The sequence below is a fragment of the Falsiroseomonas algicola genome, from assembly GCF_011040385.1.
Classification (GTDB): domain Bacteria; phylum Pseudomonadota; class Alphaproteobacteria; order Acetobacterales; family Acetobacteraceae; genus Falsiroseomonas; species Falsiroseomonas algicola.
The window spans coordinates 1-14,883 of sequence record NZ_JAAIKB010000035.1 but is presented as its reverse complement, the minus strand read 5'-3'; the positions used below and the strand labels follow the sequence as shown (position 1 = coordinate 14,883).

Genomic DNA, 14,883 nt, shown 5'->3' with positions numbered 1-14,883 from the left:
CCGGCTCCGTCGCATCGTCCTCTGCTCCTCGACGGATCCAACTTATCCCTGGCTGGAACCACGGCGAGCACGTCACAGGCGAGCCGAGATTGGTCTCGTCGACCATATCAGCGCGGCTGTGACAGGAAGGCGCGCAGCGTGGCGATCTCGCCCTCCTGCGCACGAATCACGGCCTCGGCCAGGCTACGCATCCCCGGATCCCGACCATGCGCCAGCTGTACCCGCGCCATTGCGATCGCACCCTCATGGTGCGGGATCATGGAAGCGGCGAAATCGCGGTCCGCATCGCCCGTATAGGTGATGGCCATGTCGCGGTGCATCTTCTCGTTCGCGGCCATGAAGGCGGCGGTCGAGGGGGATTGCGCCCCAGTCGCAGGAGCTGCTGCGCCGTGCTGATGCGGGTCAGCTGCCGCCGGCGCCTGTGCAGCACCAGCCCCCGGCGCCTGCGCGCCAGGCATCATGCGCTGCTGCATGTGCTGCATGTGCTGCTGCATGCCGGGCATCTGGCCCATCATGCCGGGCTGCCCGGGCTGCGCCGGCTGCGGTTGCGGCGCGGTGCCCTGGGCGATGGCGAAGCCTGCCGCGGAGACGGTGGCGATACCGGCAGCAAGGGCAAGTGAACGAGCGAGGCGGGTCATGTGCTGGGTTCCTATGGTTCGAGTTGCCCAACACTGGCCCCCCGGCATGTCGCCAGCGTCACGCCGTCATGACAAAGCATGTCAGCGCGGGATCAGGCTGAGATACGCTCGACTTGCCAACCGCCATCGCGCAGCACCTGCTCCAGACGCGCGGTGTCCACGGCCGACGTCACGGCCGCTTCCCGCGTGTCCAGCTTGATGTCGATCTCCGCCTGCGGGTCGGCCTGGCGGAGCGACGCGGTGACGCCCTTGGCGCAGCCGCCGCAGTTCATGTTCGCGATCCGAAAACGATGCATCACGCCATCCTCATAGGTTCTTGTCTGACCAAGGAGGTGGTGATTGCCGCCATGGGAGGGTCAAGGGCTGCACGCGACCCCTTCTTGGTATCGGGGTCACCTTACGTTGGCGTGCCGCCGCGGAAGCGCATGAACACCGAGCGACCGCCACGCGAATCGAAGGCCAGGACGTCATAGGTGTCCGGCTCCCTTCCAGGGACTTCCATGCCCGGCGAGCCCACCGGCATTCCCGGCACCGCGAGCCCGCGGACACCAGCAGGGCGGTCCGCAAGCAGACGGGTCACCGCTGCTGCCGGAACATGACCCTCAAGCGCGTAGCCTCCGACCAGGCCCGCATGGCAGGACAGCAGATCAGGCGGCGTGCCGAGCATGCGTCGCGCAGCCGCGACCGAGCGCACGACATTGTCTTCGATCGGAAACCCGGCGGCCCGCATGTGGTCCACCCACCCGACACAGCATCCACAATTCTCGTCTCGCCAGACCTGCAGGCGTGGAAGTGCCTCCGCCCAAGCCCGCGTGGGCAGGGTCATTCCGGCCAGGCCTGCCGCCAAAAAAGTCCGTCGAACCATCATCGCGAAATGCTCCCTTCGTTCTGGGGCCTCGGCAGGTGAACCAAGGCCAGCAATCCGCCGCCTAGTCGGTTGCTCAACTGCACCGTGCCGCCGTGCTGTTCGACGGCGCGTCGCGCGATGGTGAGGCCTAGCCCGCTCCCACCCGTGCCACGATTGCGAGACGTCTCGAGGCGCCGGAACGGCTCGAACACTGCCTGCATCTCCGCCTCCGGAATGCCCGGCCCGTCATCCTCGATCCGCACCATCAGGTCACGCCCCTGGTCGTCGAGGCTAACGCGCGCGCCGCCCCCATATTTCACGGCGTTATCGATCAGATTCGAGAAGGCACGTTTCAGCGTCACCGGGCTGCATACAAGCCGGGCCTGCGAGGGACCGGCATAGGTGACGGCCGCGCCCGCATCCGCGGCCGCGTCACACAGCGTCTCGATCATCGCCACGAGATCGGCCGGCTTGCGGGGCTCACTCTCGGTTTCGCCGCGCAGATAGGCCAACGTCGAGTCGATCATCGCCTCCATCTCGTCGAGGTCGGCATCGATCGCCCGCGCCGCCTCGCCATCCTCGACAAAGCCGGCCCGCAGCCGGAGGCGGGCGATGGGCGTGCGCAAATCATGGCTCACGGCCGCCAGGGCCTGGGTGCGATCGGCGATCAGCCGATCGATGCGGCCCTGCATACGATTGAACGCCTGGGCAGCGTGTCGCACCTCGCGCGGCCCTTCTTCCGGCACCGGCACCACCACACCTGGCCCGCCGAAGCGATCCGCCGCATCCGACAGCGCGCGCAAGGGCCGCCCGATTAGCCGCACCACCAACAGCCCGAGCAGCAGGATCCCCACCGCCATCGCCGTGGTGGAGAGCAGCGTCGCGTGTTCTGACGCCGGCGGACGGAACAGGGCTGCGGAGAAGTTCAGCCAGCTGCCATCCGGCAGCGGCAGCGCACCGAGCAACTGGTGCCCCGCCACGCCATCCTCACCGTAGCCGAGCCGCAGGCCCGTAATGTCGAATTCCGGCACCAACTCGCCCAGCCGGCTGCGCAGCGCCTCGATACGGGCGCTGCTGGTCTGCACCGGCTGCACGGTCGCTGCGCGCGTCCAGTGCATATCGAGGCTTGCGGTGGAGAGCGCATGCGCGGTTCGGTCGCGTTCCTCGACCGGCAGTTCGGCGACCGCGCGCTTGGCGGCCGCGAGGCGCTCGGCGAGTTGCGCTTCCCGCGTCGTACCAAGCACCGCTTCGGTGCCGATCTGGTGCAACCACAAGCTGCCGAGGTGGAAGGCCATCAGGCCGACCAGCAGCACAAGCACGATCCGCCCGCCGAGCGTGTCCGGCATCAGGCGGCCGAGCTGTTTCATGCTCCGCGCTTTACGGGAGGCACCAGCATATAGCCGGCGCCGCGCACCGTCTTGATGATGGACGGGCTCTCGTCGGTCGGCTCCAGCTTGCGCCGAAGCCGGCTGACCATGACATCGACGGAGCGTTCGGTGCCGTTGAAGGCCATGCGGTTACGGGCGAGGTCCAGAAGCTGGTCCCGGCTCAGCACGCGCTGCGCGTGCTCGCAGAAGGCCAGAAGCAGGTCGTACTCGCCGCCCGAGAGATCGACCGCGGTGCCATCCGGCGCGCTGAGCTCGCGCCGCCGCGTATCGAGGCTCCAATCCGCGAAGAGGATGCGCTCGCCAGCCTGCCCGGCCATCGGCTCGCCCGCCTCGCCACGCGAGCGCCGCAGCAGCGCGCGCACGCGGGCCAGCAACTCGGCGCGCCCGAAGGGCTTCGGGATATAGTCGTCGGCACCGAGTTCGAGGCCGAGCACGCGGTCCGTCTCCTCGCCGCGCGCCGTCACCATGATGATCGGCACACCCGACTTGGCACGCAGTGCGCGGCAGAGATCGAGGCCGGAGGCGCCGGGCAGCATCACATCGAGTAGCACGAGATCAACGGATGCGCCGGCCAGCACTTCCCACATCTCGCGGCCGTCACGCGCGCCGGTGACGCGGAAGCCGTTCTGGCGCAGGAACTTGGCGATCAGCGTGCGCATCTCCCCATCATCCTCGACGACAAGGATGTGGGCTTCCTGCGGCAGGCTATCGGGCGCCATCACGTCAATGATGCCGGTGGGCGCCTGGCATCGGGCCACCGTGCTGCGGCGTGCCGCCGGCATAGCCCCGCAAGCGAGTATAGGCGGAAATCTGTTCCGCATTCAGGAGCGCCGCCTGCGCCAGATGCGTGCGCAGATGGACATCCCGGATCTCGCCCTGCAGGACCGCGATGCGGGCCGTGCGGGCGGAAAGGTCGGCAGGCGTGATGCTGCGGTCGCTGAAGGCCCTGTCAAGCGCCCGCTCCTCCTCGATCACGCGGGCGCCGAGCGAACGCGCCGCTTCCTGCATGTCCGCCATCAGGCGCCGCGTCGCCGCGAGCTGCGCGGGTGTGAGCTGCATGGCGCCTGCCAGTTCGATGACATGGGCCGGGCCGGGCCAGCCATTCAGCTCGGCGGCCAGCGCCAGGCCCATGCCGCGACCGGCCAGCAGATCGGCCTGCTGCTCGGCCGACAGCGCGCGGATCGGACGGTCCGTCATGCCGGCATAGGGCGAGGGTGTGTTGGCCAAGGCCGGACCCGCGACAAGCAGGGCCAAGGCTATCAGTGTCCTGCGCATCGGGGTCTCCTCAATTCTGGTCCATCGGGGTGAAGCGTGCCTGCACGGGACGTTGGCCGGGGAGCGTCAGCGTGACAACCGCGCGCATGCCGCGCGCGGCCAGGAAGTCGCCGGTGCCGGCCAGCACGTTATCGCCGCTGGGCGCGAGTGCCACAGTGGCCTGGCGCCCGCCCGCAAGGATCACGGCTTGGGCCGTCGCTCCCGTGGCTGCAATCGGTCGGTCGGAGCCGTCGAAAAGGAACAGCCGCAGCGTGTTGCCGGCCGCCAGCAGTTCGGCATGGTTGGTGCCAATATCCACCTTCTGCCCGCCATTCGGGCCACGCCGCGGCTCATGCGCGCGCGCGGCGAAGGGGGCGCCCAAGGGGGCGAGGGTCAGGCTGGCGAGCAGCAGGCGGCGCGGGGTCATGTCGTGGGTCCTCATGGATCAATAAGCCTCGGCCACTTTCAGCTCCTGCTGGACGACGCGCAGGCGTTCCAGGGCGGGGCGACCGAAGCGGTGGAACAGCAGCGGCGTCAGGAAGGTATCGAGCAGCGTCGCGGTGATCAGTCCGCCGAAGATGGTCACAGCGACGGGGTGCAGGATCTCCTTGCCCGGCTCGCTCGCGCCGATCATCAGGGGAATGAGCGCAAAGCCGGCCGAGAGCGCGGTCATCAGCACCGGCGTCAGGCGTTCCAGGCTGCCCCGGATGACCAGCGCCAGCCCCCAGCGATCGCCTTCCAGCAGCGCGAGGTTGAGGTAGTGGCTAACCTTCAAGATGCCGTTGCGCGTCGCGATCCCGGCCAGCGTGATGAAGCCGATCATCGACGCGACGGAGAGGGGCTGCCCCGCGATCCACAGCGCGGCGATGGCGCCGACCAGCGCGAGCGGCACATTGCCCATAATGATCAGCGCCAATACCGCCGATTTGTAGCGGCTGTAGAGCACCATGAAGATCAGCGCCAAGGACACGAGCGAAAGGCCCGCGATCAGCCGTGCCGCTTCCTCCTGCGCCTGGAAGGTGCCTTCCAGCGTGAAGAAGTAGCCGGGCGGTTGCGTCGCCGCCTCCATCTCGGCCCGGATGCGCGCGACGATCGCGGCCATGTCGCTGCCATCGGTATTGGCGAGCACGACGATCCGCCGGCGGCCATTCTCCCGCAGGATCTGGTTCGGGCCATCGGTGTCGCGCAGCTCCGCCAGCAGGGACAGCGGCACGCGCCCGCCCGGCGCCTCGATCATTACGGCGGCAAGTCCGGCGCCGGTGCGGTCGGCATCGCCGAGGCGCAGGACCACGTCGAAGCGCCGCGCGCCGTCCACGACCTGGCTGACGACCTGGCCGCCAGACAGGGATTGCAGGGCTTCGGCCACAGAGGCGGCGGAGACGCCATACAGCGCCGCGCGTTCATGGTTCACCGCGACCTGCAACTGCGGCACGCGCACCTGGCGCTCCACCTGCAGGTCGGTCAGGCCAGGGATGGCGGTCAGGCGCTGCTGCAGGCCCTCGGCCAGGGTGCGGAGCGTATCCAGGTCGTCGCCGGTGATCTTGAGCGCGATCTCGGCGCGCACGCCGGACAGCATGTGGTCCAGGCGGTGGCCGATCGGCTGGCCGACATTGGCACTGCCAGGCAGCACACTGAGGCGCGCGCGGATATCGGCCGAGATCGCCTGCTTGCCGCGTTGGGAGGCATGGAGCGAGACGTCGATTTCCGAGGAATGCACGCCCTCGGCATGCTCATCGAGTTCGGCGCGACCGGTGCGGCGGCCCACGGTGCGGACCTCCGGCACCTGCATGATCAGCAATTCGGCCTGCCGGCCGAGCCGGTTTGCCTCCGCCAGGCTGATGCCCGGCTGGAATTGCAGGCTGATGGTCAGCGTGCCCTCGTTGAAGGGCGGGAGGAAGGAGCGCGGCAGGAATGGCACGGTCGCCAGCGCGCCGGCCACGCCCATGCCAGCCAACAGATACACCAGGCGCGCGCGGGCAAATGCCCACAGCAAGGCACGCTCATTCCAGCGCTTGAGCACGCGCACCAGCGCGCTGTCGCCGTGGTCCATCCGCTTCGTGCGCGGCAGCAGGTAGTAGCAGAGCACCGGCGTGACGGTGATCGAGACCACCAGGCTCGCCAGGATCGAGACGATGTAGGCCACGCCGAGCGGCGCGAACAAGCGGCCCTCGATGCCCGTCAGCGCGAAGAGCGGCACGAAGACCAGGATCACGATCATGGTCGCATAGACGATGCCGGAGCGGACTTCCTGGCTCGCTTTCGCGACCACGACGATGGCGGGCTGCGGGTCGGGCCGCGCGCGGTTCTCACGCAGGCGGCGGAAGACGTTCTCCACATCCACCACGGCGTCGTCCACCAGCTCGCCGATGGCGATGGCCAGCCCGCCCAGCGTCATGGTGTTGATCGACAGGCCGAGCAGTTGGAACACCACGACCGTGATCAGTACCGACAGCGGAATCGCGGTGAGTGAGATGAAGGTGGTCCGCCCGTTCAGCAGGAACAGGAACAGCACCACGGCCACCACCGCCACTGCCTCCAGCAGCACCTTCTCCACATTGCCGATCGAGGCCGCGATGAAATCGGCCTGGCGGAACTGCACGTTGTTGGCGGTGACGCCTGGCGGCATGGCGCGCTGCAACTCCGCAAGTGCCGCCTCGACCTGCCGCGTCAGTGCCACCGTGTCGGCGGCAGGCTGCTTCTGGATGGACAGGATCACGGCGGGCCGGCCCATGCTGCCGGCTTCGCCCCGCTTGAGGCGTGCAGCGTAATCGACCGTGGCGACCTGGCGCAGCGGGATCGGCTGGCCGGCCCGCACGGCCACGGGCGTATTGGCCAGGTCGTCCAGCCGCGTGGTACGGCCGATGTTGCGGATCAGGTACTCCCGCCCCGCCTGGTCCACATACCCGCCGCCGGTGTTCCCACCGAACTGCCGAAGGGCCGCGACCACCTGCGCCTCGGTCACGTCCAACGCATGCATCCGCGTAACATCGGGTGTCACGCGATACTGCCGCACCTCGCCGCCGATCGGGATCACCTGGGATATGCCGGGGATGGTCAGCAGCCGCGGCCGCACCACCCAATCCGCCAGCTCCCGCAGCTCCATCGGGCTGGCGCGGCCATCGGTGGACATCGCCACCAGCATGATCTCGCCCATGATGGAGGAGATCGGCGCCATCTGCGGCGCGACATTCGCCGGCAGCTGCGCGCGCACCAGCGACAGGCGCTCCGCCACCTGCTGGCGGTTCACCCAGATGTCCGTGCCCCAGTCGAACTCCACGAAGACGATCGACAGCCCAACGCCGGAGACGGAGCGCACGCGCGTGACACCCGGCATGCCGTTCATCGCCGTCTCGATCGGGTAGGAGACGAGAAGCTCCACCTCCTCAGGCGCCAGCCCCTCAGCCTCCGTCATCAGGGTGATGACGGGCTTGTTGAGGTCGGGGAAGACATCCACCGGCAGGCGCTGCAGCGTGAAGGCGCCATAGACCACGAGGATCGCGGCCGCGACCAACACGAAGATCCGGTTCCGCAGGCTTGCGGTGACGAGGATGTTGAACACGCCTAGCGGACCTGCGCGATCAGCCCGGCGCCGCTGGTCACCACTCGCGCACCGCGCTCCAGCCCCGCGGTGACCAGCACACGCTGGCCGTCGAGGGGTTGGACCCGCACGGGCCGAGGCAGGAAGCGCTCGGCGCTGGGCATCTCATAGACCACCTGGCCGCCCTCGGGGTTGCGGACCACCGCCTCGGCTGGCAGCACGATGCCGGCGGCACGGCGCGGTGTTTCCACCAGGACCGTCACGGGCTGCCCCACGGCGAGGCCCGGCGCGCCGCCCTCGATGCGGAAGTGCAGGGGCAGGCCCTGCTGGCGGAGTGTCATGCCACGGCCCACGAAGCCAAGCCGCAGCGCCTGGCCGCTGGCCGTGACAGCCGAAGCGGCCGAAATCTCGGCGACGGCGGCCGGGTCGAAGGCGATGGCCTCAACCCAGAGGCGGGCGGGATCGACGATGTCGAACAGCGGCTCCTGGGCCTGGATCACCTGGCCGGCGGCGACGCGCACCACGCTGATCAGGCCGGCGGAGGGGGCCACGATGGGCTCCCGTCCCGTCACCGCCGGCAGGTTCGCGGCGCGGCGCTGGCGCAGCCCTTCCAACTCGGCACGAGCATCGCTGATCTCGCGCGCGGAGACGGTGCCGGTCAGCGCGGTGAGTCGGCGGACCCGTGCCTCGCCGATCACGATTAGGGCGTCGAGCTCGGCGATGTTGGCGCGCACGCCTACCCGATCCTGGGCCGCCATGATCGGCACAACGAAGCCGAGCACCTCGCCACGCGCGACGCGCTGGCCCAGCGCCGGAAAGCCGCCTTCGGGTGGCTCGATGCGCCCCGCTTCGGAAGCCTGGACGCGGCCGGAGGCGTTGGGGTCCGCCACCACCTGTCCGGTCAACTGGATAGTGACCGAGGCCTCGCCCAGCTCGGCCGGGCCGGTGCGCAGGCCCAGCAGGCGCTGGGAAGGCTTGGGCACGAAGATGCTGCCATCCAGCTGGCGGCGCGGCGCATCCATGGGTTGCGCCCAGGCCATCACGGGCAGCAACAGGAGCGCGGCCAGAGCCATGACAGCCGGCGCAGCGGCCACACGCTCCGGTATTGGCACGCCGGACGGCAATGCGTGGGGGCGCGTGCCGATTACTGGCGGTTCGGCGACGACAAGCGGGGGCAACGGTCGTGGCGCGGCGGCGCGGCCGATGGCAACGCCGAGCAGCAACAGGAACAGCCCCGCCGCCCAGATGTAGGGCTCGCGCAACGCGATCGAAAGCAATTCTGACGAGACGGGTGCTGCGGCCTGAACCCCAGCCGCGGTGGGAACTTCGAGCGTTGCCGGCAGCAGGTCGATGTCCTCGCCAGCGGTGATGGTGAAAACCAGATTCCTTTGACCCGGTCGTTCCAGGGCGGGGTTGGCGAGGACGTAGATCGCCTCACCGGCCCGTGTCGCCGCTCCTTGATCCTCGCCGTCGAGGGTGACCTGCACCGTGGCGCCGTCGATTGGCTCCGAAGTTGCGTGCCGGTCGAGGTAGAGCCAGAGGCGTCGATCCGGTCCCAGCACCGCCACGATCTCGAACAGGTCGGAGTGCGCCTCGGCGCGCGGTGCGGCGGCGGTCGGCGGCGCGGGCTCGTCGCCGTGCGCATGGCCTTCGTGGCTGAAGGCAGGGCGAAGGCCCGGTGCGACCAGCAGCGCGAAGAGCAACAAGATACGAATCAGCACGCGCGCGCCCCCTAAGTCCCAGCCACCACCACCTCAATCTGGCGGCACAGGACGTCGTGGGCGTTGCCCGATTATGACAAAACATTGCAACGGTAAGGGCCTGACCTGCGGAGCCTTGCCTAACGGACACCCCCAGCAGCTCTCGCCTGTTCCTCCGGTGGGCGAATGTGCCGGAAGGCCCAGAGCAGCGCGAAATCATAGGCGATTTTGAGCACGCCACAGATGATGAAGGGCGTCGCCTGCCAGCCAGCCGCGAAGATCGCCCCGGCAATCGCCGGGCCCACCGCCGCCGCCAAGCTGCGCGGCACGGCCGTGAAACTGGCCGCAGCGGTGCGCTCGGGCGGCGTAACCACCGCCATCACGTAGGAGGTCCGGGTCGGCACATCCATCTGCGACAGCGCCGCGCGGAGCAGCAGAAGCCCCAGCGCCCACTCGACGCCGGGCGCGAACATCGCCGCGATCAGGCAAAGGCTGGACGGGATGTGGGTGAAGACCATCGTGTTGATCAGCCCGATCCGCCCGGCGAGCCAGGCCGCCACCGGGAATGAGAAGGCCGACAGCACCCCTGTCCAGAAGAAGAATAGTCCCGCCTGCGCCAGCGAGAGGTCGAAGCGCTCGAAGAGCCACAGCGCCAGCAGCGCCTGAACGGCAAGGCCGCCAGCGAAGCTGTCCACGCTGAACAGGGCCGCGAGCCGCAGCACGATAGCCCGCGAGGGGCCGAGCGGTGCATGGGCCGCCTGCCGCGCCTCGGGCGCCAGGCGCGGCAGCGCGCGATAGGCCAACCAGCAGGCAAGGCCGAGCACGGCGTAGAGCAGGAAGGCGGAACGGAATGCCGCGAGCTCACCCAGGCCAAGCGCCTTGAGGCCATCCGCTCCGCCTGCGGCCAGGGCGCCGCCGGCGGCGGCGAAGGAGCCCACGAAGCTGTAGCGCGCGAAGACGGCGGTGCGCGTGCCGTCCCGTGCTGCTCGCGTCAGCATCGTCTGCTCCAGCGGCGCGAAGATGCTCACGCTGCCAGCCGAGGGGTTGATGGTGCCGACCAGGGCAATGACCATCAGCAAGCCGAGGCCGGTCGCGAAGACGAAGCCCAGGCCCGTCGCGGTCATCAGCCCGGCGGCCACCAGCAACAGCACGCGCGGATCAGCCCGCGCTCCGAGCAGACCCACCCCCAGCGTCATCAGCGCCGATCCGAGTAGCGCCACGGTCGAAACGGCGCCGATCTCCGCCGCGCCATAGCCCAGCGCCAGGAACCAGGCCGGCAGCAACACGGCGACCAAGCCGTCACCAAAATCGCGGAAGCCGCGCGCCCAAAGGATGCGGCGCATGGCGGGCCTGGCTTCGTGCTCCGGAAACGGGGTCATGGCGCGGTGGACCGCAACACGCTGAGCACCGTGGCGGCGATGCGCTCCGGAGATTCGCCTAAGCCGAAGCAGAGCGCGGCATCATCCCACGGGTCCACCTCCACGCGCTCTGCGCCAGCGCGAACGCCGTCGCGAACATCGGGTGTCCCGGCTAGTCCCTTGAGTTGCGCAACTGCGATGACGTCGGGGCTCGGCACTATGCGTCCTCTCCTGATGCGCGAAGCGCGGGAGCTTGGACGCGATTCTTGGGCCGAAGCCTCACGGGGCGATCGCGGATGACCCCTCACGGAGATGATGCGCAGCACGAAATTCAGGGTCAAGGTTGAGTTGAGTCACCGTAGGCGAATGTTGTCGGCCGACGAGACGCGTCTCACGAACACCAGAGCAGGTTGGAATCCGGTTCCTACTGCTGCTCCAGTCGGACTTTCCGCAAACCCTCTCCAACGCTGTGCAGACCGCGCGGAAGCGCCTGTCTGGCCACGGTTTCTGCACGAGGGTTGATGGGTCGAGGCCGGAACGAACGGGCTAGCTGGCTCTCCGGATGCCAGAGACTCTCCGGACCTTGAGGGTAGCCTGATTTACCCCACAAGCCCTACAACGTTGATCCGCCTTGGCTTTGCTGCGCCCACCCACGCCGGGAGTTCGCGGTTTCCACCGCTACCCGGTCGCCACTTCGCACTTCCAGCACGCCGGACGCCGGCGGCACCGTCCCGAAAGGACACCAGCAGCATGGCCAAGCTCCCTCCCCTCCCCGCCGCCGGCCGTGCTCCCCAGGGCGGCAACAACGCTGCCGCGGGCAAGACCAACCCGAAGGACGCCCGCGCCGGGTCGAAGAACAGCGGCGACCTCAAGCAGGGGGGCGTGAACAAGGCCATGCAGGCCAGCCGCAAGCATGGGGATCGGTAAGCAGGCAGATTGGTTAAGCAAGGGCGTCGCCCAGGCCGCCCGTCGGCAATGGCGGCCATGCCGTGGCGCTATCCGTCGTCGGCAGGCTATTGCCGGCGCTCCCCGCACCACCGTCTTTCGGCAACCGGGGCACGATCGCATCGCCGGAGCTGCCCTCTCCACGGCCGGGGCTTCGCCCAACCGCGCGCCGGAACATTCATAGTGACCTGCCGTTAGGCGTGGATGACAGAACAGGCCTGGTTGCCGGATCCCTACATCCTCGCCCTGACAGGCTTCGGTATCCTCGTCGCGCTGGTCGCGTGGCTCCCCATGGTGCTGACGCGCCTCCCGCTTTCCCTGCCCATTGTCTGCATTGCGCTCGGCGCCGCGGTGTTCTCCCTGCCGCAGGTCACGATCAGTCCCCTGCCGCTCGACCATCCCGAGATCGCCGAACGCTTTACCGAATTCGTCGTGATCATCGCGCTAATGGGCGCAGGCCTGAAGCTCGACCGGATCTTCGACTGGCGCCGATGGTCGGTGACCTGGCGCCTGCTGGGCGTGACGATGCCGCTCGGCATCGCGGCCATCACCCTCCTGCTCGGCTGGGCCCAGGGCCTGCCCTGGGCGATCGCCCTGCTGCTTGCCGCCAGCCTGGCGCCGACCGACCCGGTTCTCGCGGCCGACGTTCAGGTCGGCCCGCCCAAGACCGGCGAGGAGGACGAGGTGCGCTTCGGCCTCACCTCGGAGGCCGGGCTGAATGACGGGCTCGCCTTCCCCTTCGTCCACCTGGCCATCGCCCTGGCCGCGGTGACCGCCGCGGGGGAGAGCTGGCTCGTCGACTGGTTCACCTACCGCGTGCTGTGGGAGGTTGGCGCCGGCATCGCGGCCGGCTGGCTGATCGGGCGCGCCTTCGGCTGGCTCACCTTCCACGTTCCCGCCAGCACCAAGCTGGCGAAGACCGGCGACGGGCTGATAGCGCTGTCGGCAACGCTGGTGTCCTACGGGCTGACGGAGATCATGCACTGCTACGGCTTCCTGGCCGTCTTCGTCACGGCGCTGACCTTCCGCGCCTCCCACCGCGACCACGATTTCCATCGCGAGATGCACGAGATCACGGAGCAGATCGAACGCATCGCCATGATGCTGCTGCTCCTGCTCTTCGGCGGCGCGCTCGTCCGCGGGCTGCTCGCCCCAGTCACCTGGACCGATGTCGGCGTCGCCGCCGCGATCCTGCTGGTTATCCGCCCCGTGACCGGCCTTGTCGGGCTGCTCGGCTTCGGGGCCAGCCGGAGCGAGAAGCTGACGCTCGCCTTCTTCGGCATCCGTGGCGTCGGCTCCTTCTACTACCTCGCCTACGGTCTCAACCGCATGGAGGTGGGGGCTTCGGAGCGGCTCTGGGGCCTGGTCGGACTGATCGTCCTGATGTCGGTCCTCCTGCACGGGCTGACCGTCACGCCAATCATGCGGGCACTCGATCGCCAGCAGGGGCGCGATCCGGATGCGGAGGACGGGACGCCGCCGCCCGGGCTTCAGGGACCCGGGGCTCGGTAACGGCCGCTGCCCGGCGCCGCTGCCTTCCAGCTAATCGGGCATCCCAACGGCGCTGAACCGCGCCGGGTCTGCCGGCAACTGTAATCAGGTTGCCGCGGCGGAACGGTAGTCGCTGCCGGATGCGAGCATGGCATTGAGGGTGACGACGAGCTTCCGTGCGGTGTCGATGATGGCGGCCTTGACGGATTTGCCGGCGGCCTGAAGGCGTTCCCGGAAGCGGATGAATGGATCGGCTCGGCGCGACGCCTGGAGGGCGGCGCGGTAGAGGATGGTCCTGACGACGGGACGACCGCCACCGATGGACCGGGGCCCGGACCGCCTTCCGCTGTCGCGTGCGACGGGGGCGAGGCCAACGAGCGCGGCGATGCCGCGACGGTCGAGTTACCCGAGCTCGGGCAGTTCGGCGATGAGCGTCGCGGCGACGATCGGGCCGACGCCCGGCGCCGTGCGGAGCCGCCGGTCGATGGCGGCGAGGTCGGGGTCTGCCTCGACAAGCCCTGTCATGCGCGCCTCCACCTTTGTGGTGCGGCGCTCAAGTAGAGCGATGACGCCCTTGATGTCGGCCCGCGCCTCCGGGTCGGTAGTCTGCTGCAGGCGCGTTGCTTCCTGCTTGCGCATCTCGACGAGTTGGCGCCGGCGGGTTGCCTGCGCCTGGAGGGCGCGGCGTGGCGGAGGCAGGGGCGCAGTCCGGGCTGGGGTCAGGCGAGTACCAAGTTCGGAGAGCATCCGCGCATCGACGCGATCGGTCTTGCCGATGACGCCAATCGCCCTGGCGAAGTCGCGAGCCTAGCGCGGGTTGATGCGGCTGAACGGGACGCCCGCTGCCTCGAGCGCGTCGCGGGGCTGGTGGTCGTATCCGCCCCTCGCCTCGAAAACGATCCAGGCGCCCTCCTTGGCGCACCTGGCAGCGAAGGAGCGTGCCGCGGCCGGCGTGTTGTCGATCCGCGCTGCCCCTCGGCCGGGATGATAGATGTTCAGCCAGTCCTTAGCCACGTCGACGCCGACGTAGACCTGCTGCGTCACGATCCCTGCTCCTGTCCTGCGGGGTATGCGGAGGCATCCCCGATCAACTGTTCAGGCTGACGATCGGTGGCGCGGGCGGCTCCCAATCCGACAAGCGGGCGCAAGGCCCAGGAGGCTTGCGGGATGCCGCCCGCATCCTGAACCTACGCGATCTGCGACAGACAGGAGGCTGTTTGGTGTGAGTCAGGGCGCCAGGGGTGTGGCCTCCTGGGCGGCATAGTAGCGCGCCTCCGCCTCGACGGGCGGGATGTTGCCGATCGGCTCGAGGAGGCGGCGGTTGTTGAACCAGTCCACCCATTCGAGGGTGGCAAACTCGACGCCTTCGAGACCGCGCCACGGGCGGCGGCGACGGATGACCTCGGTCTTGAACAAGCCGATGACGCTCTCGGCCAGCGCATTGTCGTAGCTGTCGCCGACGCTGCCGACCGACGGCTCGATGCCCGCTTCGGCCAGGCGCTCGGTGTATCGGATCGACACGTATTGGGCGGATTCAACTGGTCGTCGCAACATCGTTGATGGGGGTGGGTGCGATGGCGGGTCGACGGCGTTCGGATCGGGCTTTGCGGGGCAAACTCACGTCGCCGGGTCGGCCACCCGTGGCGTGGCAGGAGCATCGTCGTCGGTTCTGGGCTTTGGTTGCCGAAGGGCTCTCGAGCGAGGACGCGGCGATGGAGGTTGGA

Annotated in this window: 15 protein-coding genes and 2 pseudogenes; 3 read left to right on the top strand and 14 right to left on the bottom strand. The window is 68.9% G+C overall.

Going from position 1 to position 14,883, the window contains the following annotated elements:
- Positions 1-107 precede the first annotated feature (107 nt).
- The 10 genes from copM to G3576_RS30615 all read right to left on the bottom strand — a co-directional run bounded on the left by copM (position 108) and on the right by G3576_RS30615 (position 10,708).
- A complete protein-coding gene (copM, locus tag G3576_RS30660; RefSeq protein WP_235952559.1) occupies positions 108-638 on the bottom strand; it encodes a CopM family metallochaperone in 531 nt (176 codons plus the stop codon).
- 92 nt (positions 639-730) lie between these two features.
- The gene (locus tag G3576_RS30655) at positions 731-934 is read right to left on the bottom strand and encodes a heavy-metal-associated domain-containing protein (RefSeq protein ID WP_164698286.1); all 204 of its coding nucleotides are present in this window, start codon (positions 932-934) and stop codon (positions 731-733) included.
- Between the two features lie 101 nt (positions 935-1,035).
- Complete coding sequence (locus tag G3576_RS30650) at positions 1,036-1,368, bottom strand: DUF411 domain-containing protein (RefSeq protein ID WP_235952558.1); 333 nt, start codon at positions 1,366-1,368, stop codon at positions 1,036-1,038.
- A 134-nt stretch (positions 1,369-1,502) separates the two neighbouring features.
- On the bottom strand, positions 1,503-2,852 hold the full coding sequence (locus tag G3576_RS30645; protein ID WP_164698284.1) for an ATP-binding protein: 1,350 nt from the start codon (positions 2,850-2,852) through the stop codon (positions 1,503-1,505).
- Positions 2,849-3,592 (bottom strand): response regulator, encoded by a 744-nt coding sequence (locus tag G3576_RS30640; RefSeq protein WP_164698283.1) that lies wholly within the window; start codon positions 3,590-3,592, stop codon positions 2,849-2,851. The genes G3576_RS30645 and G3576_RS30640 overlap by 4 nt, the downstream gene beginning before the upstream one ends.
- A 4-nt stretch (positions 3,593-3,596) precedes the next feature.
- On the bottom strand, positions 3,597-4,148 hold the full coding sequence (locus G3576_RS30635) for a hypothetical protein (RefSeq protein ID WP_164698282.1): 552 nt from the start codon (positions 4,146-4,148) through the stop codon (positions 3,597-3,599).
- Positions 4,149-4,158: 10 nt separating this feature from the next.
- A complete protein-coding gene (locus tag G3576_RS30630; protein WP_164698281.1) occupies positions 4,159-4,554 on the bottom strand; it encodes a hypothetical protein in 396 nt (131 codons plus the stop codon).
- Between the two features lie 18 nt (positions 4,555-4,572).
- Positions 4,573-7,686, bottom strand: a complete 3,114-nt coding sequence (locus tag G3576_RS30625; protein WP_164698280.1) for an efflux RND transporter permease subunit — start codon at positions 7,684-7,686, stop codon at positions 4,573-4,575.
- A gap of 2 nt (positions 7,687-7,688) precedes the next feature.
- Complete coding sequence (locus G3576_RS30620; RefSeq protein WP_164698279.1) at positions 7,689-9,386, bottom strand: efflux RND transporter periplasmic adaptor subunit; 1,698 nt, start codon at positions 9,384-9,386, stop codon at positions 7,689-7,691.
- 119 nt (positions 9,387-9,505) lie between these two features.
- The gene (locus G3576_RS30615; RefSeq protein ID WP_164698278.1) at positions 9,506-10,708 is read right to left on the bottom strand and encodes an MFS transporter; all 1,203 of its coding nucleotides are present in this window, start codon (positions 10,706-10,708) and stop codon (positions 9,506-9,508) included.
- A 765-nt stretch (positions 10,709-11,473) separates the two neighbouring features.
- On the opposite strand from G3576_RS30615, the gene G3576_RS30610 reads away from it, so the two are divergent.
- Positions 11,474-11,650, top strand: coding sequence for a hypothetical protein (locus tag G3576_RS30610; protein ID WP_164698063.1), 177 nt, complete (start codon positions 11,474-11,476; stop codon positions 11,648-11,650).
- 240 nt (positions 11,651-11,890) lie between these two features.
- On the top strand, positions 11,891-13,180 hold the full coding sequence (locus G3576_RS30605; RefSeq protein WP_235952557.1) for a cation:proton antiporter: 1,290 nt from the start codon (positions 11,891-11,893) through the stop codon (positions 13,178-13,180).
- A gap of 84 nt (positions 13,181-13,264) precedes the next feature.
- Here G3576_RS30605 and G3576_RS32140 read toward each other — a convergent pair whose 3' ends face one another.
- The 4 genes and pseudogenes from G3576_RS32140 to G3576_RS30595 all read right to left on the bottom strand — a co-directional run.
- Positions 13,265-13,546, bottom strand: coding sequence for a transposase (locus tag G3576_RS32140; protein ID WP_328730189.1), 282 nt, complete (start codon positions 13,544-13,546; stop codon positions 13,265-13,267).
- A 15-nt stretch (positions 13,547-13,561) separates the two neighbouring features.
- Positions 13,562-13,798: a hypothetical protein gene (locus G3576_RS32135; RefSeq protein ID WP_235952556.1), complete on the bottom strand. Its 237-nt coding sequence runs from the start codon at positions 13,796-13,798 to the stop codon at positions 13,562-13,564.
- Positions 13,799-13,966: 168 nt separating this feature from the next.
- A complete protein-coding gene (locus tag G3576_RS32130; RefSeq protein WP_235952555.1) occupies positions 13,967-14,203 on the bottom strand; it encodes a hypothetical protein in 237 nt (78 codons plus the stop codon).
- Positions 14,204-14,386: 183 nt separating this feature from the next.
- Positions 14,387-14,689, bottom strand: a pseudogene (locus tag G3576_RS30595) (integrase core domain-containing protein); the annotation flags it as partial.
- Between the two features lie 44 nt (positions 14,690-14,733).
- On the opposite strand from G3576_RS30595, the pseudogene G3576_RS30590 reads away from it, so the two are divergent.
- A pseudogene (locus G3576_RS30590) lies at positions 14,734-14,883 on the top strand (IS30 family transposase); the annotation flags it as partial.

Excerpts from the sequence above, each read along its gene's own strand:
- copM (WP_235952559.1), bottom strand. The coding sequence starts at position 638 with ATGACCCGCCTCGCTCGTTCACTTGCCCTTGCTGCCGGTATCGCCACC.
- G3576_RS30655 (WP_164698286.1), bottom strand. The coding sequence starts at position 934 with ATGCATCGTTTTCGGATCGCGAACATGAACTGCGGCGGCTGCGCCAAG.
- G3576_RS30650 (WP_235952558.1), bottom strand. The coding sequence starts at position 1,368 with ATGCGGGCCGCCGGGTTTCCGATCGAAGACAATGTCGTGCGCTCGGTC.
- G3576_RS30645 (WP_164698284.1), bottom strand. The coding sequence starts at position 2,852 with ATGAAACAGCTCGGCCGCCTGATGCCGGACACGCTCGGCGGGCGGATC.
- G3576_RS30640 (WP_164698283.1), bottom strand. The coding sequence starts at position 3,592 with ATGGCGCCCGATAGCCTGCCGCAGGAAGCCCACATCCTTGTCGTCGAG.
- G3576_RS30635 (WP_164698282.1), bottom strand. The coding sequence starts at position 4,148 with ATGCGCAGGACACTGATAGCCTTGGCCCTGCTTGTCGCGGGTCCGGCC.
- G3576_RS30630 (WP_164698281.1), bottom strand. The coding sequence starts at position 4,554 with ATGACCCCGCGCCGCCTGCTGCTCGCCAGCCTGACCCTCGCCCCCTTG.
- G3576_RS30615 (WP_164698278.1), bottom strand. The coding sequence starts at position 10,708 with ATGCGCCGCATCCTTTGGGCGCGCGGCTTCCGCGATTTTGGTGACGGC.
- G3576_RS30610 (WP_164698063.1), top strand. The coding sequence starts at position 11,474 with ATGGCCAAGCTCCCTCCCCTCCCCGCCGCCGGCCGTGCTCCCCAGGGC.
- G3576_RS32135 (WP_235952556.1), bottom strand. The coding sequence starts at position 13,798 with ATGCGCAAGCAGGAAGCAACGCGCCTGCAGCAGACTACCGACCCGGAG.